Source organism: Kribbella sp. NPDC051587 (assembly GCF_044453945.1).
Classification (GTDB): domain Bacteria; phylum Actinomycetota; class Actinomycetes; order Propionibacteriales; family Kribbellaceae; genus Kribbella.
This window is the reverse complement of the sequence record NZ_JBITDE010000002.1, coordinates 344,455-366,129: the sequence shown is the minus strand read 5'-3', so window position 1 is coordinate 366,129 and position 21,675 is coordinate 344,455. Positions and strand designations below refer to the sequence as shown.

At 68.0% G+C, this 21,675-nt stretch carries 22 protein-coding genes; 9 read left to right on the top strand and 13 right to left on the bottom strand.

The genetic code is table 11. From position 1 onward, the window contains the following. Positions 1-63: 63 nt before the first annotated feature. Genes ACIA49_RS08020 through ACIA49_RS08010 form a run of 3 tightly spaced genes read left to right on the top strand, consistent with a single transcriptional unit; the run spans position 64 to position 2,248 of the window. Positions 64-816: a LamB/YcsF family protein gene (locus ACIA49_RS08020; protein ID WP_396376377.1), complete on the top strand. Its 753-nt coding sequence runs from the start codon at positions 64-66 to the stop codon at positions 814-816. After that, on the top strand, positions 816-1,421 hold the full coding sequence (locus ACIA49_RS08015) for an allophanate hydrolase subunit 1 (protein ID WP_396376376.1): 606 nt from the start codon (positions 816-818) through the stop codon (positions 1,419-1,421). Before ACIA49_RS08020 ends, ACIA49_RS08015 begins: the two co-directional genes overlap by 1 nt. Beyond that, entirely contained in the window at positions 1,418-2,248 is an 831-nt protein-coding gene (locus ACIA49_RS08010) for a biotin-dependent carboxyltransferase family protein (RefSeq protein ID WP_396376375.1), read from the top strand. Before ACIA49_RS08015 ends, ACIA49_RS08010 begins: the two co-directional genes overlap by 4 nt. On the opposite strand, the gene ACIA49_RS08005 is transcribed toward ACIA49_RS08010, so the two are convergent. From ACIA49_RS08005 to ACIA49_RS07990, 4 genes are all read right to left on the bottom strand, one after another. Beyond that, on the bottom strand, positions 2,249-3,136 hold the full coding sequence (locus ACIA49_RS08005) for a hypothetical protein (protein WP_396376374.1): 888 nt from the start codon (positions 3,134-3,136) through the stop codon (positions 2,249-2,251). Continuing rightward, positions 3,133-3,741: an RNA polymerase sigma factor gene (locus ACIA49_RS08000; RefSeq protein ID WP_396376373.1), complete on the bottom strand. Its 609-nt coding sequence runs from the start codon at positions 3,739-3,741 to the stop codon at positions 3,133-3,135. Before ACIA49_RS08000 ends, ACIA49_RS08005 begins: the two co-directional genes overlap by 4 nt. A gap of 74 nt (positions 3,742-3,815) precedes the next feature. Next, positions 3,816-6,872, bottom strand: a complete 3,057-nt coding sequence (locus ACIA49_RS07995; protein WP_396376372.1) for a glycoside hydrolase domain-containing protein — start codon at positions 6,870-6,872, stop codon at positions 3,816-3,818. A 120-nt stretch (positions 6,873-6,992) separates the two neighbouring features. Next, on the bottom strand, positions 6,993-7,967 hold the full coding sequence (locus ACIA49_RS07990) for a GlxA family transcriptional regulator (protein WP_396376371.1): 975 nt from the start codon (positions 7,965-7,967) through the stop codon (positions 6,993-6,995). 58 nt (positions 7,968-8,025) lie between these two features. Between ACIA49_RS07990 and ACIA49_RS07985 the strand changes: the two genes are divergently transcribed. Both ACIA49_RS07985 and ACIA49_RS07980 read left to right on the top strand, forming a co-directional pair. Next, positions 8,026-8,664: an HD domain-containing protein gene (locus ACIA49_RS07985; protein WP_396376370.1), complete on the top strand. Its 639-nt coding sequence runs from the start codon at positions 8,026-8,028 to the stop codon at positions 8,662-8,664. Between the two features lie 46 nt (positions 8,665-8,710). Then, positions 8,711-9,058 carry a UBP-type zinc finger domain-containing protein gene (locus ACIA49_RS07980; RefSeq protein ID WP_396376369.1) on the top strand — a complete coding sequence of 116 codons (348 nt, stop codon included), beginning with the start codon at positions 8,711-8,713 and terminating at the stop codon, positions 9,056-9,058. 16 nt (positions 9,059-9,074) lie between these two features. Here ACIA49_RS07980 and ACIA49_RS07975 read toward each other — a convergent pair whose 3' ends face one another. From ACIA49_RS07975 to ACIA49_RS07950, 6 genes are read right to left on the bottom strand one after another with little or no spacing between them, the layout of a single operon-like run. Beyond that, positions 9,075-10,076, bottom strand: coding sequence for a proline racemase family protein (locus tag ACIA49_RS07975; RefSeq protein WP_396376368.1), 1,002 nt, complete (start codon positions 10,074-10,076; stop codon positions 9,075-9,077). Next, positions 10,073-10,990 (bottom strand): dihydrodipicolinate synthase family protein, encoded by a 918-nt coding sequence (locus ACIA49_RS07970; RefSeq protein ID WP_396376367.1) that lies wholly within the window; start codon positions 10,988-10,990, stop codon positions 10,073-10,075. Before ACIA49_RS07970 ends, ACIA49_RS07975 begins: the two co-directional genes overlap by 4 nt. After that, positions 10,987-12,786, bottom strand: coding sequence for an FAD-dependent oxidoreductase (locus ACIA49_RS07965; RefSeq protein WP_396376366.1), 1,800 nt, complete (start codon positions 12,784-12,786; stop codon positions 10,987-10,989). Before ACIA49_RS07965 ends, ACIA49_RS07970 begins: the two co-directional genes overlap by 4 nt. Continuing rightward, a complete protein-coding gene (locus ACIA49_RS07960; protein ID WP_396376365.1) occupies positions 12,783-13,955 on the bottom strand; it encodes an NAD(P)/FAD-dependent oxidoreductase in 1,173 nt (390 codons plus the stop codon). The genes ACIA49_RS07965 and ACIA49_RS07960 overlap by 4 nt, the downstream gene beginning before the upstream one ends. Before the next feature lie 50 nt (positions 13,956-14,005). After that, the gene (locus ACIA49_RS07955; protein WP_396376364.1) at positions 14,006-14,593 is read right to left on the bottom strand and encodes a helix-turn-helix domain-containing protein; all 588 of its coding nucleotides are present in this window, start codon (positions 14,591-14,593) and stop codon (positions 14,006-14,008) included. A gap of 9 nt (positions 14,594-14,602) precedes the next feature. Then, entirely contained in the window at positions 14,603-15,655 is a 1,053-nt protein-coding gene (locus ACIA49_RS07950) for an SDR family oxidoreductase (protein ID WP_396376363.1), read from the bottom strand. Positions 15,656-15,725: 70 nt separating this feature from the next. On the opposite strand from ACIA49_RS07950, the gene ACIA49_RS07945 reads away from it, so the two are divergent. Beyond that, positions 15,726-16,622, top strand: a complete 897-nt coding sequence (locus ACIA49_RS07945) for a LysR family transcriptional regulator (RefSeq protein WP_396376362.1) — start codon at positions 15,726-15,728, stop codon at positions 16,620-16,622. Here the strand turns inward: ACIA49_RS07945 and ACIA49_RS07940 are convergent. Together ACIA49_RS07940 and ACIA49_RS07935 are read right to left on the bottom strand one after the other, a co-directional pair. After that, positions 16,588-17,004 carry a VOC family protein gene (locus ACIA49_RS07940; protein WP_396376361.1) on the bottom strand — a complete coding sequence of 139 codons (417 nt, stop codon included), beginning with the start codon at positions 17,002-17,004 and terminating at the stop codon, positions 16,588-16,590. The genes ACIA49_RS07945 and ACIA49_RS07940 overlap by 35 nt on opposite strands. A 37-nt stretch (positions 17,005-17,041) precedes the next feature. Continuing rightward, a complete protein-coding gene (locus tag ACIA49_RS07935) occupies positions 17,042-17,491 on the bottom strand; it encodes a MarR family winged helix-turn-helix transcriptional regulator (RefSeq protein WP_396376360.1) in 450 nt (149 codons plus the stop codon). Positions 17,492-17,616: 125 nt separating this feature from the next. Here ACIA49_RS07935 and ACIA49_RS07930 point away from each other — a divergent pair, with 125 nt between their 5' ends. Both ACIA49_RS07930 and ACIA49_RS07925 read left to right on the top strand, forming a co-directional pair. After that, on the top strand, positions 17,617-18,795 hold the full coding sequence (locus tag ACIA49_RS07930) for an MFS transporter (protein ID WP_396376359.1): 1,179 nt from the start codon (positions 17,617-17,619) through the stop codon (positions 18,793-18,795). Positions 18,796-18,811: 16 nt separating this feature from the next. Continuing rightward, complete coding sequence (locus ACIA49_RS07925; RefSeq protein ID WP_396376358.1) at positions 18,812-19,639, top strand: aldo/keto reductase; 828 nt, start codon at positions 18,812-18,814, stop codon at positions 19,637-19,639. On the opposite strand, the gene ACIA49_RS07920 is transcribed toward ACIA49_RS07925, so the two are convergent. Next, positions 19,636-20,835, bottom strand: a complete 1,200-nt coding sequence (locus tag ACIA49_RS07920) for a hypothetical protein (protein WP_396376357.1) — start codon at positions 20,833-20,835, stop codon at positions 19,636-19,638. The genes ACIA49_RS07925 and ACIA49_RS07920 overlap by 4 nt on opposite strands. 106 nt (positions 20,836-20,941) lie before the next feature. Between ACIA49_RS07920 and ACIA49_RS07915 the strand changes: the two genes are divergently transcribed. Beyond that, positions 20,942-21,646, top strand: coding sequence for a TetR/AcrR family transcriptional regulator C-terminal domain-containing protein (locus ACIA49_RS07915; RefSeq protein WP_396376356.1), 705 nt, complete (start codon positions 20,942-20,944; stop codon positions 21,644-21,646). Positions 21,647-21,675 lie beyond the last annotated feature (29 nt).

Sequence of the window (21,675 nt, the reverse complement as noted above, 5' to 3'; positions counted from 1 at the left end):
CCATCCTCTTGCAGGATTGTTGAACAATCTCTAATCTCGTTCTACCGGCCGAGGAGGACAAGGATGGACCTCAACGCAGACCTGGGCGAGGGCTTCGGCTCCTGGCCGATGGGTGACGACAGCGCGCTGCTCGACGTCGTCACGAGCGCCAACATCGCCTGCGGCTTCCACGCCGGCGACCCGTCGATCATGCGCCGGGTGACCGGCCAGGCGGTCGAGCGCGGCGTCGCCATCGGCGCCCACGTCGGGTATGCCGACAAGGCCGGGTTCGGCCGCCGCTTCGTCGACATCGAACCGGACGCACTGCGCGACGAGATCGTCTACCAACTCGGCGCCCTGGACGCGTTCGCCCGGATCGCCGGGGACCGCGTCCGCTACGTGAAGCCGCACGGCGCGCTCTACAACACGATCGGCCACCACGAGGCGCAGGCCGCGGCCGTGGTCGGCGCTGTCGCGGACTACGACCGCACCCTCCCGGTGCTCGGCCTCCCCGGCTCAGCCTGGCTGCGACTTGCCGCCGAGGCAGGCCTCACGGTGATCCACGAAGCCTTCGCCGATCGCGCCTATACACCGGAAGGCACGCTGGTTTCCCGCCGCGAGGCCGGCTCGGTGCTGCATGACGCCGACGAGATCGCTGCCCGCTGTACGGCGATGGCCACCGGCCGCCCGATCACTGACAGCGCGGGTGACGAGCTGACCGTGGAGGCGGCCTCGATCTGCGTGCACGGTGACACCCCGGGCGCGGTCGACATCGCTCGCCGGGTGCGCACCGCGCTGGAGGATGCCGGCGTCACGCTGAGCCCGTTCGGCCGCTGATGCGGATCCTGCCCGCGGGCGACTCCGCGTTGCTGGTCGAGCTCGACGACCTCGACGAGGTGCTCGGCTACTACACCGCGCTGCTCGCCGATCGGCCGGTCGATGCGGTCGACATCGTCCCGGCGGCTCGCACCGTGCTCGTGACGACTCTTGGCGGCCTCGACGCCCTGCACCGCCATCTGCTGGGCGTGCAGCCCTTGACCACGGCTCGGAGCGCGGGCGATCTGCTGGAGGTCCCGGTCCGGTACGACGGCGAGGACCTGCGCGATGTCGCCGAGTTGCTCGACTGCAGCCCCGCCGAGGTCATCGAACGCCATACCGGCGAGGAGTGGACCGTGGCGTTCTGCGGGTTCGCTCCCGGCTTCGGCTACCTGACCGGTACGTCGGACTGGAACATCCCGCGTCGTTCGTCGCCCCGCACCAAGGTCCCGGTCGGCGCGGTCGGCCTGGCCGGTGAGTTCAGCGGGGTCTACCCGCGAGAGTCGCCCGGGGGCTGGCAGCTGATCGGGCGGACCGAGCTGAAGATCTTCGACCAGCAACGTGATCCCGCCGCCTTGTTCCATCCCGGTCGCCGGGTCCGCTTCGTCTCCGTGGGTGGTTCATGATCACGGTGCTGGAAACGGGGCCGTTGGCAACGATTCAGGACGGGGGCCGGATCGGTCAGGGCGCGCTGGGTGTTCCTACCTCGGGCGCGTGTGACCCCACGTCGTACGCGCTGTCCAACCGGTTGGTTGGAAACCATCCCGGCGCGGCCGCCCTCGAGATCACCTTCGGCGGCCTGGTCCTGCACGCCGACGCCGACCTCACGATCGCGATCACCGGCGCCCCGTGTACCGGCGTACCGCTGAACGCACCGACTGTGGTGCGCGCCGGCGAGGTCCTGCGCTTCGGCCCACCCCGCAGCGGTTTGCGCACGTACCTCGCGGTTCGCGGCGGCATCGACGTACCGGCGGTTCTCGGTTCTCGCTCGACCGACCTGCTCTCCGGCCTCGGCCCGGCACCCCTCCAAGCCGGTACGACGTTGCCGGTCGGCCGCGCGTGTGGACCGATGCCGGGCGTCGACCTGGCCGCGGTCGCGGACCCCGCGGCCGGCACCGTCTCCGTCCGCATCACCCCGGGCCCACGGCGCGACTGGTTCACCGACGCCGGCTGGTCTTCGTTCCTCGGCCAGACCTACGAGGTCAGCAGCAACAGCAACCGCGTCGGCGTCCGCCTCGACGGCACCCCGCTGGAGCGCGCCCGCGACGGGGAGCTCTCCAGCGAGGGCATGGCCCTCGGCGCGATCCAGATCCCGCCGTCCGGCCTCCCCGTCGTCTTCCTCGCCGATCACCCCGTCACCGGCGGCTACCCCGTGATCGCCTACGTCAGCACAGCCTCCCTGGCCGGCTGCGCCCAACTCCGCCCCGGCCAAGGCATCCGCTTCTTCAGCTGATCAGGACGGCCAGGGGTAGCTGTCTGTACAGCGCGGCTGGTTGCTGGGGAAGAGCTGCTTGTAGCCCGGCCGCTCGGGATACACCACGTAGCAAGGCTTGGCCGGTTTGGAGCTGTCGTAGACCTGGCGCCCACCCGCGTACCCGCGCACGACATAGGCGAACCGGAGCGGATCGTCTGCGTCGTACGGGCCCCAGCCGGTCCGTCCCTCGGTGGGAGCCATCCAGAACCCGTCCACGAGGAAGGCGTCCACTGCGGGCCGGCCCGGCACCTGAACGGTCACTCGATCGACGGGGCCCGCGAAGAGGCCGGCGTTGCGCGCGATCGTCCGGATCGGGTCACCGCCGAGAATCTGCTGCTGGGTGGTCCGCAGACTCGATTCGCTGATCACTCCGCCGGCGGTCCGGCTGCAGAGCCAGTAGTAGTCGATCTTCTCCGCCGCAATCGCCCCGATCGGCTTTCCGACCGTCTCGGTCCCCTTGCCGATCAGCCACGTGTTGACGAGCTTCGGGTCCTTCACGCCCGGGAACTCGACGGCCCGGACCACCTTGAAATCCCGGAACGGGCGCTTGATGCCGTTCGCCGTGATCCGGTTGGCCTCGGACAGACACTCCGCCTGCAGCTTCTTGGTCTCCTGGGTGGACAGGTCCCGGACCGACGCCTGCCCGGCGACCGGCGTACCGGAGTCGTCCTTCTTCAGGGCCGGTACGGCGACGGCCAGGCCGGCGGCGACTGCGAGAACCGCGGCAGCCGCGGCGACCGGGACCAGCACGCGGCGCGGCGTACGGGGCTGTTCGGTGTCCAGGGCGTCAAGCAGCTCGGTGCGGAGCTTGTCGTGCACGCCGGGCGGGAGCGGCTGGTCTTGACGGCGGTTGAGCAGGTCTCTCATGACGGGTCCTCCACGGTGCTGACGGCGACGCTCAGGTCGCGAAGACGTTTGCGGGCGCGCGACATCCGGGACTTCACGGTGCCGAGCGGGATGTCGAGGGCGACGGCCGCCGACTGGGCGTCGAGCCCCGACCAGAAGCAGAGCTCGACGATCTCCCGCTCGTGCCGCGGCAGCTTGCGGAGCAACGCGCGCAGCCGCTTGGCCTCCCGCTCGTCGTCGATCCGGGCCGCGACGTGCTCGGCATGATCCGGTACGTCGGCGGCCGGGCCCTGCCGCAGCAGGTTGAGCCGCCGGAAATGCTGTTTGCGCCACTCGTTGCGCAGCACGTAGTCGGCCGTCCGCAGCAGCCACGGCAGCGCCGAGTCGTGGACCAGAACCACGTCCTCCCGGCGCCGCCAGGCGTGCAGGAACACCAGCGACGTCAGGTCCTCGGCATCACTCCACGAGGCTGTCCGCCGGAACAGAAAGTTGTAGACCGCCCGGGCGTGCCGGTCGAAGAGGACACCGAATGCTTCCGTCTCCCCTTCGACCGACCGTCGCCAGAGCTCGCCGTCACTCATCGTTGTCGGCAACCCCTCGGGTCTCCCAGTCAGCGCGATCGTCACGCCACCACCTCCAGATCGTCCCCCCGCTGGGGGTCTCACTGGGTTAATGTCGTGACGCCGCTGCCGGGATCCCGTCAGTTCGCGTAGGCCGCGATCTCGTCCACGAAGATCCAGTCGGCCGCGTTGCCCTGTGAGTACTTCTCGTACTCGACCTGCACGTACCGCGCCTTCGTCTGCACAGGGAACCGGAACCACTGCGCCGACGAGACGCTCGTGGCGGCGATCTCGGTCACCCGGTCCAGGGTCTCACCGGCCGAGATCCGCACCTTGTCCGGCGAGTACTTGGTCACCCCGTCGAAGTTGTCGTGCACCTCGATCCGCCCGAGCTGCTGCACCGAGCCCAGGTCCACGGTCACCTTGCGCCAACCCGTCGTACCGACTCCGAAGTTGTAGCCGTAGCTGAAGGTGTCATTGTGGTGCCCGGCGATGACGCCGTCCGTCGACTCCTTGTTGCCGGTGTCGGGGTAGTTCGCGTGCGGCGCGTTGTCCTTCGTGTACGACGCGCCTGCGGCGAGGTTGGCCGGGCCGGTGGCGCCGTACGCCTCGATCTCGTCGACCAGCATCACCGACGCGTCGGCCGTGAACGTCTTGTTCAGCGTCACCCGGACATAGCGTGCGGTGGTCGGCGGGAAGTCGAACTGGTACCAGATCTTCGACTGGTCGTTCGGCGTACCGGGCAGGTATCCCTTCTGCTTCCAGGTCACGTTGTCGGTACTCGTCGCGATCGTCACCTGGTCCGGCCGGTACGCCGGGTACTCCTCGTACGCGTGCATCCGGACCTCGTCGACGATCCGCGCCGTACCCAGGTCGAACTGGATCGTCACGGTCCCCTGCCCCGCTCCGAATCCGTAGGTCCGGCCGTCGTCATGCGCGTCGGCAAGGACACCGTCGGTGGACTCGAATCCACTGTCTGGCTTGTTGTTCGGCGTCGGACTGACCGAGTAGCTGCGACCGCCGAGCAGGTTCTGCTTCGCCAGCGGGCTACCGGCAACCTCCAGGCTGTTCAGCCCGGACACCCCGCTACTGAACTCGACCCGGACATACCGCGCCTTCCCGTTGATCCCGGCGAAGGCTCCACCACCACCGCTGTACGCCGTACTCCACCGAGCGCCGTCGTACGAGACCTTCACGTTGTAGCTAGCGGCTGCGGTACCCGACCAGTTGAGTTGGAGTCCGTCGAGCTGGACCTGCCGACCGAAGTCGACCTGCAACCACTGCGCACCCGTACCGCTCGGCTGCCAACTGGTCGCGCTGTCACCGTCAACCGCCTTCGCAGCTTCGTGACCGGCGGCCGCGCTCGACGCGGTCGCCGTCGTGTTCCTCGCGAGGTGCGGGCTGATCGGCTTGCCGGCCGCGGCGTCCAGCGCGATCCGCCGGATCCTGGCCTGGTAGCCGGTGTCCGGGCTGTACTTGTCGGCCGTCTGGGTCAACGCGGCCGCCAGATCCCTTGCCAGCTTGGGATTCCGCTTCCCGACAAGGTTCAGTACTTCGTAGTCCTCGATCCCGTCGCGGAGCGATTCGTACCGGATCGTCGACTGGATCGTGTTGTTGGCGACGTCCGGCCAGACGATCTCGTGGTCACCCTTCGACTCGGTCGCGTCGAGGTCGGCCAGCCAGCCGTTCATCGAATAGTGCAGGTAGCCGTTGGCACCGCGCGAGTACGCGTACCAGGGCGTCAGCCGCTGGTTGAACTGCGGCTGGTCGATGAAGCGGTTGAGGTAGTTGCCGACCGGGATGTTGCAGTTGTAGAAGTACAGATCCTTGCCCTGGGCCCGCAAGTTGTCGTACGTCGCCCGGTTCTGGTCGTAGTTGAGCAGGTTCGGGACCATCACCGACATCGTCGACGACAGGTTCGCCGCGGTCGGCTCGTGGAACGCGGCGTCACCGATCCGGACGTCCGGCCAGTGCGACCGCATCCGCTGCGCGATCCCGCGGTACGCCGCCTCCTCCTGGTCGCCGATCGGCTCGTCACCGACGTGCATCCAGTACTTCAGGCTCTCGGTCCAGCCCTTCGCGTCCAGGTGCTGCTTCAGTTGCGGGATGAACTGGTCGATGAAGTTGTTCGCCTTCGCCGAGTTCCAGTTCACGTAGTTCCGCGCGCCCTTGCCACCGGTGCCGTCGATGATCTCGACCTCGCGGATGCCGTCCTGCGGCCGGCCCCAGTTGTAGGTGTCCGCCGAGACCCAGAAGCCCTCCAGCCGCTTCACCACGCCACGATCCAGCATGAACTGGATGACCTCGTCGATCCGGCTCCAGTCGAAGGTGTAGACACCGGCCGCGTTGCTGTTGTCGGTGACGGTGGTATTGCCGTCCACCAGCATGTTCACCAGCGGCAGGGTGAGCGTGTTCGTCCGGTGCCGCTTCATCTGGGTGGCGACCTTGTCCATCAGGTCCCAGTACTGCGGGCTGTACCGCGGGTACTTGTACGTCTGCTCCATCGTCTGGCCGTCCGGCGCCCACGAGATCTCACCGAAGAACACGTTCCACAGCGTCGTTTCGAACGTCTGGTCCTTCGGATCCGGCAAGGTCACCGCCCGGACGTCGACCGAGACCGGTACGTCGATGGGACCGGCTTGGGTGGTCACGGTCGCCGTACCGGTGTAGGCCCCGGCGGCGGTTCCCTTCGGTACGGCGGCGGTCACCCAGATCGACAACGCCGTCCGGGGGCCGACACTCGCCGTCCTCGCGTTGGACAACGGATCCGGGAAGTCACCCGGGGCCTTGCGGACCGGCGGATACATCGGCTGGTTGCCGAACTTCGTGTTGGCGTTCAGGTACTTGTAGGCCACGAAGTTGTACGACAAGTTGCTCGCGGCAATCGATGCGCCGTTGCCGGTGAGGGCCGAGAACGACACGCCGTCGACGTTGACGTAGGACGACGAGCGCAGCACGATCTGCGCGCTCTCCTCCTCGTTGGCCGCCGCGTCGAGAGCGATCGCGCGGCCGGATTCCTTGCTGGGCAAGGAGTCCTGGAACACGCTGGTGCTCGACGGTTCGGTCCAGTAGTCGATCCCAGGCGCAGCCTGGACGGACTGCCGCTGCATGGGCGGCGGCGTACCGGCTTGTGCGTTCGGAGCGAACGCCACGGCAGCCACCAGCGCGGCGATGACGAGACGGCGGACTGACGGCATGACACGTCCTCTCGGAACGGCGGCGGGGCGGCCGCCTGATGCCGTCAACGATTACGTGCGTGGGCGAAGTGGTCCAGAAATCCGTTTAGACCATTCGACCTGATGTGTATACCTACTCGATCAAACCGTCTGGAAGCGCCGCTTGTACTCCGTCGGCGTGGTGCTCAGGTGACGGGCGAACGCTCGCCGCAGCGTCTCGTCGCTGCCCAGACCACTGTGCCGTGCGGCTGAGGTGATGCTGTGTCCGTCCAGGATCAACTGTTGCGCCCGGTCGAGGCGAACTCGCTCGATCCAGCGGCCCGGCGTGGTCTGCAGTTCGGTCTGGAACAGCCGCGTCAGGTGCCGCGGGCTGACCGCGACCTGCTTGGCAAGGCTCGGCAGGCTGTGGTCTGCTGCCGGATCGGCAACCACGGCTGCGGTCGCTATGCGGAGAGGGTCACTCTTGGCTGGTGGGGTCGCGATCGCGGTCGAGAACTGGGACTGCCCGCCCGGGCGTTGCATGAACACGACGAGCTCGCGCGCGACCTCCCGCGCGACGGCCGCACCGTGATCGGCCTCGACCAGGGCGAGGGTCAGGTCGATGCCGGCGCTGATGCCGGCAGAGGTGACATACCGGCCGTCGGTGATGTGCAGAGCGTCGGACTCGACGTGGACCTTCGGGTATTTGCGGGCGAGCGTGTCCGCATGCCGCCAATGCGTGGTCGCGCGCCGACCATCGAGCACGCCCAGCTCCGCAAGCACGAAGGCCCCCGTGCACACGGACGCGACCCGTTCTGCCCGCTCAGCCAGTACGGCGGCAGTCTCCCGTACGTCGTCCGGCACGCGCTCGGCGAGGTGATCGGCACCCGCGATCACGACCGTATCGACCCGGCCGGCTTGATCCGCTGTGACGGTGCCGGCGAGGGTCAGACCGGCTGAGGTCCGCACGCTGCCGCCTGTGGGTGAGACCAGGATCGGCTCATACCGGCTCGCCGTTCGGTTGGCTTGGTGGAACACCTCGAGCGGACCGCTCACATCGAGCAGCGTCACGTCGTCGTACACGACGAAGGCGACCCGGCATGTCCGAATCTGTGGTTCTCCCGGCCTTTTGGACATGGCCCCAGGATAGCCCGCGCCGCGAGGCTGGAGACCCAACCTCCGGAAAGGCAGCCCGATGACCGAAGAGATCGCCGGCATCAAGATCCCCGACAGCACCCTGGCCCGCGAAGCCACCGAGCTGGTCCGGGACGCCGCGACACCGCTCGTCTACCACCACTCGCGCCGCGTCTTCCTGTTCGGCGCCCTCCGCGGTCTCGCCGACGGACTCACCTTCGACCCCGAACTCCTCTACGTCGGCGCCCTCTTCCACGACCTCGGTCTGACCGAGCGCTACCGCCGTACCGACCAGCGCTTCGAGATCGACGGCGCCGACCAGGCCCGCCGCTTCCTCGACTCCCACGGCGTCCCGACCCTCGACTCCGACCGCGTCTGGACCGCCATCGCCCTGCACACCACCCCCGAGATCCCCCTCCACATGGCCGCCGAGATCGCCCTCGTCACCCGCGGCGTCGAATACGACGTCCTCGGCCTCGGCTACGACCTCCTCCCCGACACCCAACGCGCCGCGGTCGTCGCCGCCCATCCCCGCCCCAACTTCAAGCCCCAGATCCTCGCCGCCTTCACCGAAGGCCTCATCGACCGCCCCGCCACCACCTTCGGCAACGTCAAAGCCGACGTCCTCGCCCACTTCGACCCCACCTACCACCGCACCGACTTCGTCGACATCATCCAAACCTCCGCCTGGCCCGAGTGATCGGCGTTGCTTGTCCGGGCGGCCCGGGCAGGTAAGGATGTGCGGTATGACGGAGAGTTCTGGGATCGACAGCACCGTGCCGCCGAGCGGGACCGGGTGTGCGGAGTGTTTGAGCAACGACGGCTGGTGGTTCCACCTGCGGCGGTGCGCCGAGTGCGGTCACATCGGCTGCTGCGACTCGTCGCCGGCCCAACACGCCTCGGCCCACTTCGCCGAGACAGGCCACCCGATCGTCCGTAGCTTCGAGCCCGGCGAGGACTGGTTCTGGCACTACGGCGAGTCCCAGTACTACGACGGCCCGACCCTCGCCGACCCCCAGTCCCGCCCCGCCGACCAGCCAGTCCCCGGCCCCGCCGGCAACGTCCCCACCGACTGGCAGAACCACCTCAACTAATTGAGGCCCCTCCGAGCTACAGGACGAAGCCGGTGGGGAAGGGGTCGTCGGGGTCGAGGAGGTAGTTGGCGGTGCCGGTGATCCAGGCTCGGCCGGTGACTGTCGGTACGACGGCGGCGTGGTCGCCGACGACCGTTTCCTCGATGAGGCGGCCGGTGAAGCGGGTACCGATGAAGGACTCGTTGACGAAGTCCACGCCGAGCGGCAACTCGCCCCGGGCGTGCAGCTGCGCCATGCGCGCCGACGTACCGGTCCCGCAGGGCGACCGGTCGAACCAGCCGGGGTGAATCGCCATCGCGTTGCGTGAGTGCGCACCGTCGAGACCCGGCGCGGTGAACTGCACGTGCTGACAACCGTTGATCCCCGGGTCGAGCGGATGCACCGGCCGGTCTGTCGCGTTGATGGCGTCCATCACCGCCAGCCCGGCGTTCAGGATCTGATCCTTGTACGTGCGATCGAACGGGATCCCGAGCTGATCCAGCGGCAGGATCGCGTAGAAGTTCCCGCCATACGCCAAGTCGTAGGTGACCGCACCCAACCCCGGCACCTCGACCACGGCATCCAGAGCATGACTGTACGACGGTACGTTCCGCAGCGTCACGTGTTCCGCACGACCGTTGCTCACGGCAACGTCAACCACCACCAGACCGGCCGGTGTATCCAGCCGAACAACGGTCACCGGCTCCTGCACCTCGACCATGCCGGACTCGACCAGCACAGTCGCGACGCCGATCGTGCCGTGACCGCACATCGGCAGACAGCCCGAGACCTCGATGTAGAGCACGCCCCAGTCCGCGTCCGGCCGGGTCGGCGGTTGCAGGATCGCGCCGCTCATCGCCGCATGACCGCGCGGCTCGTTCATCAGGAAGAGGCGCAGCCCGTCGAGGTGCTTCATGAAGTACTCGCGCCGCTCGGCCATCGTCGTACCGGGCACGACGCCGACGCCACCGGTGACGACCCGCGTGGGCATGCCTTCGGTGTGGGAGTCGATCGCGCTGATCGTCCGGATCGACCTCATGCCAGCGCCGAACCAGTTAAATACAGGACGGCTTTCTTCATGTCCTGCTCCAGTTGTGCGACGTGTTCGGGCACGAGCGGCCCACGAGGCGGGCGGCAGGGGCCGCCGTACCGGCCGACGTAGTCCATGCCGTACTTGATCGCCTGCACGAACTCCACCCGCGAGTCCCACCGGAACGCCGCGACCAGCGGCTCGTACAGCGCCCGGGCCTCCTCCAGCTTGCCCTGTACGGCGAGGTCGTACAACCGCACCGACTCGGCCGGGAACACGTTCGGGAACCCGGCGAACCACCCGGTCGCCCCCATCAGCAACGCCTCGAGCGTAAGGTCGTCCGCCCCGGCGATCACCGCCAACTCCGGCGCCAGCTCGCGAATCTCCAGGATCCGGCGGACATCGCCCGAGAACTCCTTGACCGCGACCACATTCTCGATCTGCGCAATCTCCGCGAGCAGGTCCGGCGTGAGGTCGACCTTGGTGTCGATCGGGTTGTTGTAGACCATCACCGGCAACCCGGCCTTGGCCACCTCGGTGAAGTGATGAATCACCTCACCACGGTTCGCCCGGTACATCGTCGGCGGCAGGCACAGTACGCCGTCCGCCCCGTCCTCCGCCGCCTTCTCCGCCCACGCCCGAGCCTGGTGAGCCCCGACCCCGTGCACGCCGACAACCACCACGCCATCGTTGCCCACAGCATCAATCGCCGTCCGTGCCACCGCCCGCCGCTCGTCGTCGGTCAGCGACGAGTACTCGCCGAGCGACCCGTTCGGCCCGACCCCACGACACCCGTTGTCCACCAACCACCGGCAGTGCTCCGCATACCGATCGAGGTCCGGCCGCAACCCCGCCGGCGCCTCCGCATCCTCCTTGTAGGGCAACGCCGTCGCCACAATCACGCCGTCCAGCTTCTCCGTCACAACGCCTCCTCAGCCTCAGCCAGATCGCCCAACCGCACCGGTACGGCGATCGGCCGTTTCATCGATGTCGTGTCGCCGAGCAACTCGGCCACATTCCGCGAACAAACCCGTCCCTGACACAACCCAAGCCCCACCCTGCTGTTCAGCCGCAGCGCCCGCCCCGCAACGCCGCCCTCAGCAACAACCCCCTCAACCTCCCCGCGCTGAACCTCCTCGCACCGGCACACCAGGGTCGACGCACCACTCCACGCCTTCCACCCCTCCCGCACCGGATAAGCCCGCCCCAACGCCACCGCAAACCGCCGCAACCGCCCAACCCCCGAACCACCAAACACCCGCCGCACCAACCATCGCCATCCCGTCGCAGTCCGACCCGACCACCCGACTGTCGTCGCAGCCGAAGCAGTTCGCCGGGTCCCTCGCGCCACCCCCGGCACCCGCTCCCCCTCGTCCGGCGGTCCCTCCGGGCTCTCCCGTCGCGCCGCGCCAGCGTGTCGCGCTGCAGCCTCGCCGGCGATCCGGCCTTCGGCGGCGGACAGGTCCGCACCACCGATCCCCGTGATCTCACCTGCGGCGAACACTCCGGGGGTGGCGGTCTGCTGGTCGGCGTCCGCAACGACCGCCAGCCCGTCGTCGGTCAGCCCGCACCCGGCGGCGACCGCTAGCTCCAACTGGGGCGTGAACCCAAAACCCACACACACCGCGTCGCACTCGATCCGCCGTTCCGTGCCAGGCACGGGCTTCCAGTCGACGTCCAGACGCGCAACAGTCACAGCCTCAACATGGGAATCCCCGTGGGCCTCAACAACCGTCCATCCGTGATGCAACCGAATGCGGTGCTGAGCCAGCGTCCGCGCATACCCCGCGAGTTCACCAAGCTTGCCAACAGCAACCAATGGATCCGCCGACCACCCACGAGCAACAGTCGACAACCGATTGGCCTCGAACAACCCGACGACCTCAGCACCAACCCCCACCAGCGACGAAGCCACCGGCAGTAGGAACGGCCCCGTCCCGGCAACCACGACCCGCCGACCAACAGCAACCCGCTGACCCTTCGCCAGCGCCTGCGCCGCCCCAGCCGTGTACACCCCCGGTAAATCCCAACCAGGAAAGGGCAAAACCCGATCGTAGGCCCCCGTCGCCAGCACCACGGCCTGACCATCAACCGCAAACACCGACCGCCCACGAGCGTCCGCAGCACCACGCTGCACCCACAGCCGCGTCCCCTCGACCGCCCACACCGACGACTCCGGCAGATAGGTGATCAGCTCATGCGACAGCACCCGATCACCCACAAAAGCCTGACGCCGTACGCCGAACTCCGCCGCAGCCGACCGATGGAACTGACCACCCAACGCACGCCCAGCATCCAGCAGCACCACCGACGCCCCACCATCAGCCGCAGCCAACGCCGCCGCCATCCCACCAGGTCCCGCTCCCACCACCACAACCTCAGCCGCAACTGCCTCCCCAGAAGCCGATTCCCCAGCTCCACAAGGCAAAACAGCGCCATTCTGCGACTCGATCGAGTCCCCCGCAGCAACCGTCCGCTGACATGCCCGCACATCCGGAGTCCCGTTCACAACAACCAGGCAGTCGAAGCAAGCCCCGATCCCACAGAACACCCCGCGCGGCCGACCACCACCCCGCGTCGTCCGCCAAGTGTCCTGCCCGCGCCCCAACAACAGACCGGCAACCGTCTGCCCAGCCACCGCCTCCACCGGCGCCCCGTCCACAGTCACCGGTACGACGTCCGCCGTACCGACCGAATCCCGGTCGAAGAACGCGGTCATCCGTCGATCACCGCCGCCCGATCCACCCGGAACGGCTCCGCCGCAACATGTGGCGTCAACCCCAACAACAGCTCACACACCAACCGCCCAGTGGAAGCAGCCAACCCGATCCCAGCCCCCTCATGCCCGGTCGCATGCCACAACCCCGGCACCCGCGGATCCGGGCCGATCACCGGCAGATGATCCGGCGCATAAGGCCGAAACCCGCCGTACGCACGCATCACCGCAACCTCAGCCAAGAACGGAAACAGCCCAACAGCCTTCCGAGCCAGCTCACGCAGTACCCGAACCCGCAGCGACTCGTCGAACCCGACTCGCTCCCGGCTGGACCCGATCAGCACCGTCCCAGCCCGCGTCGACTCGACCACCGTCGAGGTCTGCAGCTCAGCGTCACCACTCCCGACAGCACCCACATAGTCCGCGTCATAAACCTTGTGGCGAACAGATTCCGGCAGGGGCGCCGTCACCAGCACCATCCCGCGCCGCGGCAGGACCCGAATCGGCGCGCCGGCCGATGAACTGAACGCCCCGGCCCAAGGCCCACAAGCATTCAGTACGACGTCGCACGCGATCACGCCGTCACTCGTCTCAACTCCGACCACCCGCCCGGCCGCCGACCGTCGCACACCAAGCGCCGTCACTCCGGACCGAACCTCACCCCCACGCTCCCGAACCGCAGCAAGCAAAGCCGTTGCCGCCAGCACCGGTTGCACCTGTGCGTCGTCCGGATAATGCACCGCGACCGTCACCCGAGGAGTCAACAAAGGCTCCAACTCCAGGGCCTCAGCCGCAGACACCAGACGGGCTGAGACCCCAGCAGCCACCTGCTTCGCAGCAAACGCCTTCAATGGCGCAGGGTCGCCGGTAGCAACCACCACACCGCCTTTGGATTCCCACTCGACATCGGTAACCCGCTGAGGCAGCCGCGCCAGTACGCGCTCCCACTCGAGCCGGGACGCCAGCGCCAGGTCGAGCTCCGGCCCCGGCTCCTTGTCCGAGACCAGCACATTCCCTTCGCCGGCCGCCGTCGTACCGGCCGCGGGCCCGTCCCGGTCGATCACCAGCACCCGAACCCCAGCCGCCGACAGCGCCTCAGCACAGGCGGCGCCGACCATGCCAGCGCCCACAACCACCACATCCGGCATGATCACCTCCGAAGGACCGTTCATTAAACTGAACGATCCCGAGCGTACGTCGCCGCCCCTCGGGAGGTCAACGGTCAGCTGAGATGCGGTCCCGGGCCGGCCGGCGCGGCGTCCGGCGGGTACTCCAGCAGCAGCACCGACCGCACCGGCCCGTCCACCGCCTCGTAGCCGTGCGGCCCGCCGGCCCGGAAGGCCAGGTAGTCCCCCGGCCCGAGCTCCTCGGTCCGGCCCCGCGAGGTCACCCGCAGCCGCCCGCTCAGCACGATGTGATGCTCGATCCCGGGGTGCCCGTCGGAGTGCTGCACAGCATCCGGCCGCACGTCCTGCGTGTAGATCTCGAACAGCCCACCGGCCGGTTCCAGCCGCCGTACCATCCGCAGATCGATCGCGTCCCCGGACAGTACGTCGATCTCCGCCGACCGCACGAGGACCAGATCAGCCGTCGGCGCATCGCTCAGCAGCGCCGACACCGGCACCCCGAGAGCGTTCGACAAACTGAACACGGTCTCGATGGTCGGGTTCCCACTGCCGGACTCCAGCTGGGACAGCGTCCCCTTCGCGATCCCCGACCGCCGGGCCAGTTCGGACAGCGAGATCCCCTGCTCGTCCCGTCGCGCGCGCAGGTTCAGCCCCAGCACCCGCCCCGCACCCATCGCCGCCATGCCCGGAGCTTAAGGGATCACCCGCTGCCGCCTGAGCTCGGCGAAGATCTCGAAGAACATCTCGTCGGTGGCGACGTACTCGTGGAAGCCCGCCCGCCGCGCTTTCGAGCCGTCGGCGAAGAAGTCGTAGTCCCACCCGAACACGAAGTCCGCGAACGGCCACGACGACACTTCCTCGTACGACGTTTCCGCCAGCCCATGTGTCACCTGCAACTGCTTCCACGCCGGCGCCTTGTCCGCCATCACGTCCTGCAGCGACATCTGCAACGGCGGCGCAACCTCCATCTCGAACCAGCGCGCGATCTTGGGCCAGAGCTCACTCCATCGGAACAGATCCCCGTTCGCGATGTTGAACGCCTGGTTCGCCGCCGCCGGCGCGCTGGCCGCCCACACCGCCGCCTTCGCCAACAGCCCGGAGTCGGTCACCTCGAGCAGCGCGTCGTACGCCCCGGGCTTTCCCGGGAACCGCAGCGGCACCCCGAGCTCCTTCGACAACGACGCGTACACAGCGATCGCGACCGCGAGGTTCATCGGGTTGCCCAAGGCAACACCGCCGACGACGGAGGGACGCAACGCCGACCAGTCCCATGCCTTCCCGACCTGCCGAGCCTCAAGAAACTGCTGCTGATCGACGTTGAACTCCGGCGGCAGATGCGGAGGATCATCCTCCCGCGCAGGCGTCTTGAACGGCCCCAGATGAGCGCCGTACACCTTGTAGCCCTGCATCAAACTCACGTGCCGCAAACCACGCGCCACGGACTCGATCGCGTCCACGACGTTGACCAGCATCGCCAGGTTCGGCGGTACCAGCTCGGCCCAGGTCGGCCGATCCTGATACGCCACGTAGAAGACGTGCGTCACGTCGGCAAGCCCGGCCAGCCTCACCCGAGTGTCCTCCGCATCCAGCAGATCCACCGCCAGCTGCCGAACCTTCCCCGGTACGTCGACGCCTCCGCGCCGCGACAACCCGACCACTCGCCAGTCCTCCAGCGAGGCCAGGTGCTCGACCAGATTCGACCCGATGACACCCCGCGCACCGACCACCAACGCCACATTCCGCATATCCACAGCCTGTGGGTACCGTGTGGATAAGTCCAAGTCATAGTGATCACCGATCCCATAAGATGTGCTTATGACCACGCTGCGCCAGCTCGAGTACCTGGTCGCCGTGGTGGATACCGGCTCGTTCACGAAGGCGGCCGAGCAGCTCCACGTCACCCAGCCGGCCCTGTCCCACCAGATCCGCGCTCTCGAGCGTTCGGCCGGCGGCCGGCTCCTCGAGCGGCTGCCGCGCAGCATCCGGCTCACCGCGACCGGCCGCGCGATGCTTCCGCACGCCCGCGCCGCGCTGGCCGACGCCTACCGCGCGCAGTGCGCCGCACGCCAAGCGGCCGGCCTCGAAGTCGGCGAGCTGCAGATCGGCACGCTCTACTCGATCACCCTGGGGATCCTCCCCGCCGCGCTCCGCCGCTGGCGCCAGTCCTATCCCGAGGTTGGCATCCGCCTCTTCGAGCACCGCCACACCGACGAGCTCGTCGAGGCCATGTACGCCGGTCAGGCCGACCTGGCGATCGGTCCCGAGCCGACCGACTGGCAGGGCACTGTCCACCCGCTCGGCACCGAAGATTTCGTCGTCGTCCTCGCGAGCGACGATCCAGCCGCGGTCGGCGACACCGTCAACCTGACCGACCTCGCCCACCGCTCCTGGGTTCACTACACCGCCGGCCACGGACTGTCCGACGTACTCGATATCGCTTGCGCACAAGCAGGTTTCGAGCCATTGGTTGCCGTCCGCACCGAACAGACGGCAGCAGCTCCAGCCCTCGCTGCCGCCGGACTCGGCCCGGCGCTCGTCCCCGCCAACATCCTGCCGACGTCGTACGACGGCCATGTCCTCCGCCCGAACCCACCGATCACCCGCGCGCTGACGGCGTACACGCGCGGCACCCCTGACCCACTGGCCGCGGCGTTCATCGACCTGCTCGCTCAGTCGATCACTGCAGACCGGTCGTCTGTCCGATCTCGATGAGATAGCCGTCCGGATCGACCAGATAGCACCGGATCTCGGCACCACGATCCAGCGGTTCGGTCAGGAAGCGAGCTCCCTTCGACCGCGCGTGCTCGTAGAACGCGGCGATGTCGGCGACCCGCACGTTCAGAAACGCCGACACCGGGTCGGCCGGCTCGGGCGCGGTCAAGGTGACGTCGGGCTTGTCCGGCGTCGGGCCGCCGCCGGGATTCATGATGATCCAGGTGTTCGCGACCCGCACGGTCGCCGGATCCTTCGCGCGGACGATCGTGCCGCCGCACACCTCGGCATAGAACTCGGCCGACACCGCGACATCGCGCACGGTCAGGAACTGGGTGACCACCAACCCGCGCTCGGGCGCGGGGAACTCGTTGTCCGTCATGCAGCCAGGGACAGGACAGCGTCCTCGGCTGTGACAGTCAGACCGTCAGCGGCAGCTTGTCCAGCGCGCTGACCAGCGGCGCCAGCTCCGGCAGCTCAGCCGCCTTCTGCAAAGCAGCAGTCAGTACGGCGTCGTGGGTCGGCTGGGCCTGGTCGAGCAGCTCGCGACCCGTCGCGGTGACCTCGGTGTAGATCCCGCGGCGGTCGGTCGGGCAGAGGTAGCGCTCGAGGAGCTTGCGGTCCTCGAGACGGCTCACCAGGCGTGTGGTCGCGGACTGGCTGAGCACGACCGCGTTCGACAGCTGGTTCATCCGCAGGTGGTGCTCGTCCTGACGGGCCAGCACGTCCAGTACGCCGTACTCGCTGACAGAGAGGCCGTGCTGCTTCTGCAGCGCGCGCTCCAGCTCGTCCTCGATCCGGGCGTGCAGAGCGGCCAGGGTTCGCCAGCCCTGCGCCCGCGCCTCGGCAGCGTCGTCCGGTAGTCCCATTGACCCCTCCACTTGAACTTTATGTTTGCATGCGCAATCATAGCGCTTGTGCAATAGCCCGCGTGTGCAACTATCGCGCACGCTGGTAACAGTCGTAAGACTACATTCGAGGGAGACCAGAAACTATGCCTGCGGCGCTGCTCGCTCTGGCAATCGGTGCTTTCGGGATCGGCACCACCGAGTTCGTGATCATGGGCCTGCTGCCCGAGGTCGCCACCGACTTCGGCGTCAGCATCCCGTCCGCCGGACTACTCATCTCCGGCTATGCGCTCGGTGTCGTCGTCGGCGCCCCGCTGCTGACCGCGATCGGCTCCAAGGTGTCGCGCAAGACCGTGCTGATCGCGCTGATGGGGGTGTTCATCGCGGGCAACCTGCTCTCCGCGCTCGCGCCGTCGTACGGCGTCCTGATGACCGGCCGGATCGTGGCCGCGCTGGCCCACGGCGCCTTCTTCGGCGTCGGCTCGGTGGTCGCGGCCTCGCTGGTGCCGAAGGCCAAGCAGGCGAGTGCGATCGCGCTGATGTTCACCGGGCTGACCGTGGCCAACGTGCTCGGCGTTCCCGGCGGTACGGCGCTCGGTCAGCAGTTCGGCTGGCGGTCGACGTTCTGGGCGGTGACCGCGCTCGGCGTGATCGGCCTGCTCGGGATCGTCTTCCTCGTCCCCAAGCAGGACACCGCCGAGGGTCCCGGCCTGCGGGTCGAGCTCGCCGTGTTCAAGAACGTGCAGGTGTGGCTGGCGCTGGCGATGACCGCGCTCGGGTTCGCCGGAGTGTTCGCGTCGTTCACCTACATCGCGCCGATGATGACCGAGGTCGCGGGCTTCTCGTCCGGCGCGGTCACCTGGCTGCTCGTGCTGTTCGGTGGCGGCCTCGTCGTCGGCAACCTGCTCGGCGGCAAGGCGGCAGATCGCTCACTCATGCCGAGTCTGTACGTGATCCTCGCACTACTGGCCGCCGTACTGGTCGTGTTCGTCTTCACGGCGCACGCGAAGGTGCCGGCTGCCATCACCATCGCGATCTTCGGCGCAGCCGGGTTCGCGACCGTGGCGCCGCTGCAGAAGCGCGTCATGGACAAGGCAGTCGGCGCGCCGGCGCTGGCGTCCGCGGCCAACATCGCCGCCTTCAACCTCGGTAACGCCATCGGCGCGTACCTCGGCGGCCTGACCATCTCGCACGGACTCGGCTACACCGCTCCCAACTGGGTCGGTGCCGCGCTGGCGATCGCCGGTCTGCTTGCTGCCCTCACCTCGGGGGCACTGGACCACCGCCGCCGTACTGAAACCTCACCTGTCCTCACCGCTGTCTGAAGGATTGATCCACCCAATGATTCCCACCGTGAAGCTCAACAACGGCGTCGAGATGCCCCAGCTCGGGTACGGCGTGTTCCAGGTCCCGGATGACGAGACCACCCAGGCTGTGACGGCCGCCCTGGAGGCCGGCTACCGCAGCATCGACACGGCGACGGCGTACCAGAACGAGGCCGGCGTCGGAAAGGCACTGGTTGCCTCTGGCATCGACCGCTCGGACTTGTTCGTCACCACGAAGCTGTGGAACGCCGATCAGGGTTTCGACAACACACTCAAGGCGTTCGACCGCAGCCTCGAACTGCTCGGCCTCGAGTACCTCGACCTGTACCTGATCCACTGGCCGACCCCCGAGCGGGACCTGTACGTCGACACGTGGCGGGCGCTGGAGAAGATCCTGGCCGACGGCCGGGTCCGCGCGATCGGCGTCTCCAACTTCCAGCCGGACCACCTGGACCGACTGGCCGAGGTCGCCGGCATCACGCCGGCGGTCAACCAGGTCGAACTGCACCCGTTCCTGCAGCAGAACGAGGTCCGCGCGTACGGCGCCGACTTCGGGATCCGTACCGAGGCGTGGAGCCCGCTGGCCAAGGGTGGTTCGCTCCTGACCGACCCGGTCATCACGGCGCTTGCCGCCAAGCATGACCGCACTCCCGCTCAGGTCGTCCTGCGCTGGCACCTGCAGCTCGGCAACATCGTGATCCCGAAGTCCGTCACCCCGGCGCGGATCAAGGAGAACCTCAACGTCTTCGACTTCGAACTGACGGCCGAGGACCTCGCCACGATCACCCCGCTCGACCGCGACGAGCGCACCGGGCCGCACCCGGACACCTTCAACGTGGCCTAGTGGGTCGCGTAGTACCTCGCTACTGAATGGAAGGACTTCTTCGGTTCCCAGCGGTACGGCGATGCTGGGTCGTCGGAGTCCTTCCGCCGTACCTTGCACAGGCTGAACGCCGCGATGTCCTCATCATGCGGGCGATCGTTCGGCCGGTGCGGGGCATCCGATGAGATGAACGTGTACATCGAGGCGCCGAGGAAGCCCTCGTCGGTGAACACCTCGAGCATGTTCGCCAGATGGTCGGCCTGCGCCTGCTCATCCCTGGTGTACTGCGGTGGGATCACCGGTACGTCGCCGCTGAAGTCGACGATGTCCCAGCCCATCCCGCCCAGCTCCGGCGCTCCCGTGAACGTGCAGCAGCCGAACTCCAGGATCATGATCGGCTTACCCCACTTCTTGAACGGCGCAAGCTCCTTGGTGTGACCGGCCGGATCCTCGTGGTAGCTGTAGTAGTCCAACCCGACGATGTCGAACAGACTCCAGTCCACGTTCTCCAGATCGTGCGCGGCACCGTACGTGATCCGGCCCTGGAAGTTGCGCCGGGCAACCTTCACCATCTGCGCGGTGAACGTGCGGAACTTCCGCTGGAGCTCCTTCATGTCGAACTCACCCTTGGTCAGGTACTCCACCCGCTCGAAGAAGTCCGCCCCCGGCACGATCCCCGGCGTGAACAACATGAACTCACACCCCACCGCCAGGATCACCTCCTTGTCGTACCGCCGCCGCAACCCCTCCACCGCCACGGCCACCTGCCGCAACTTCTCCAGCGCATCCGCCTGCGGCTCATCGAACGCCCGCGGCTGAACCGAAACCGCTAACCCCTGGCGGAGCGCCACCTCCGCCGTCTCCACCAACCGCTCCACGTTGCTCCCGTAGATGCTCACCCAGTTCGCATGCAGCCGATGCCGAACCGCCCGAATCTCCCCCCGCATCAGTTCGTGGTTCCACCGCGCCCGACTGTCATCCCCAAGAAACCCCGTCCCCACGTCATAGGCGACCCCCTTGAACGCCAGCCGCGGATGCCGCCGCCTCCCGCCAGCCTCACCGGCACCCCTGGAACCGGCCTGCGTCTCACTCCCCTCGGCGGCAGCGGCGAGAGGTGGCAGGGCCCCGGCCGCCGCAGTCCCACCGACCCCGGCCAGCAATCCGAGGGCCGCCGCCCGTCGCAGGAACTGCGCCCGATCCATCCGCGATTCGCTCATGCACCCGAGTGTTCGCCGAGCACCGCACCCTTACGTCGTACCTCCGTCCCTGGCCGCTCGACTTTGGTTGCTAACACATTGTCTTCAGATCTGACACACTGTTTCAGTGCGAGCAGCAGACGAACGGACAGCCCTCGGCTCGGTCTGGCTCCGGACCGAGAACGAGGCGACCCGAGCACCCCTCACCCGCGAGCAGATCGTCGCGGCCGCGATCGAGCTCCTCGACCAGGACGGCCTCGACGGGTTCTCGATGCGCAAGATGGCGACCGCCCTCGGTACCGCGGCGACCTCCGCCCTCTACTGGCGGATCGCGAACAAGAACGACCTGCTCGAGCTGGCAGTCGACGAGATCCTCGGTACGGCGCTCAACCAGGCCAGCACCGGGGACTGGCGGGACCACCTGACGGTCGCCTGCACAGCGGCGTACCGGGCCTTGTGGGAACACCCCTGGGCGCCGCAGCTGCTCGCGACCCACGCGGGCCTCGGCCCGAACTACCAGGCCTTCACCGACCAACTCGTGTCGATCCTGGTCGCGGCGCGGTTCAAGGGCGAGCACCTCGACTCCGCGGTCTCCGCCGTCTTCCACTACCTGATCGGCTCGGCAGTCACCGACTCCGCCTGGTCCGCGATGGTTCGCCGCAGCGGACTGACCGAGCGGCAGTGGGCGAACGAGGCCGGCGACCAACTCGGCGTCGGCGCCGAAAGTCTGGCCGCGTACCTCAACCGCGCCAACCGGGCCGGCCCCGAAGCCAGGTTTTCCGCGGGGCTCCGGGTGATTCTGGTCGGCCTGCGTCCACGCCAGCTGTCCTGACCGGCCTGACACAGGGATGACCCGTCACC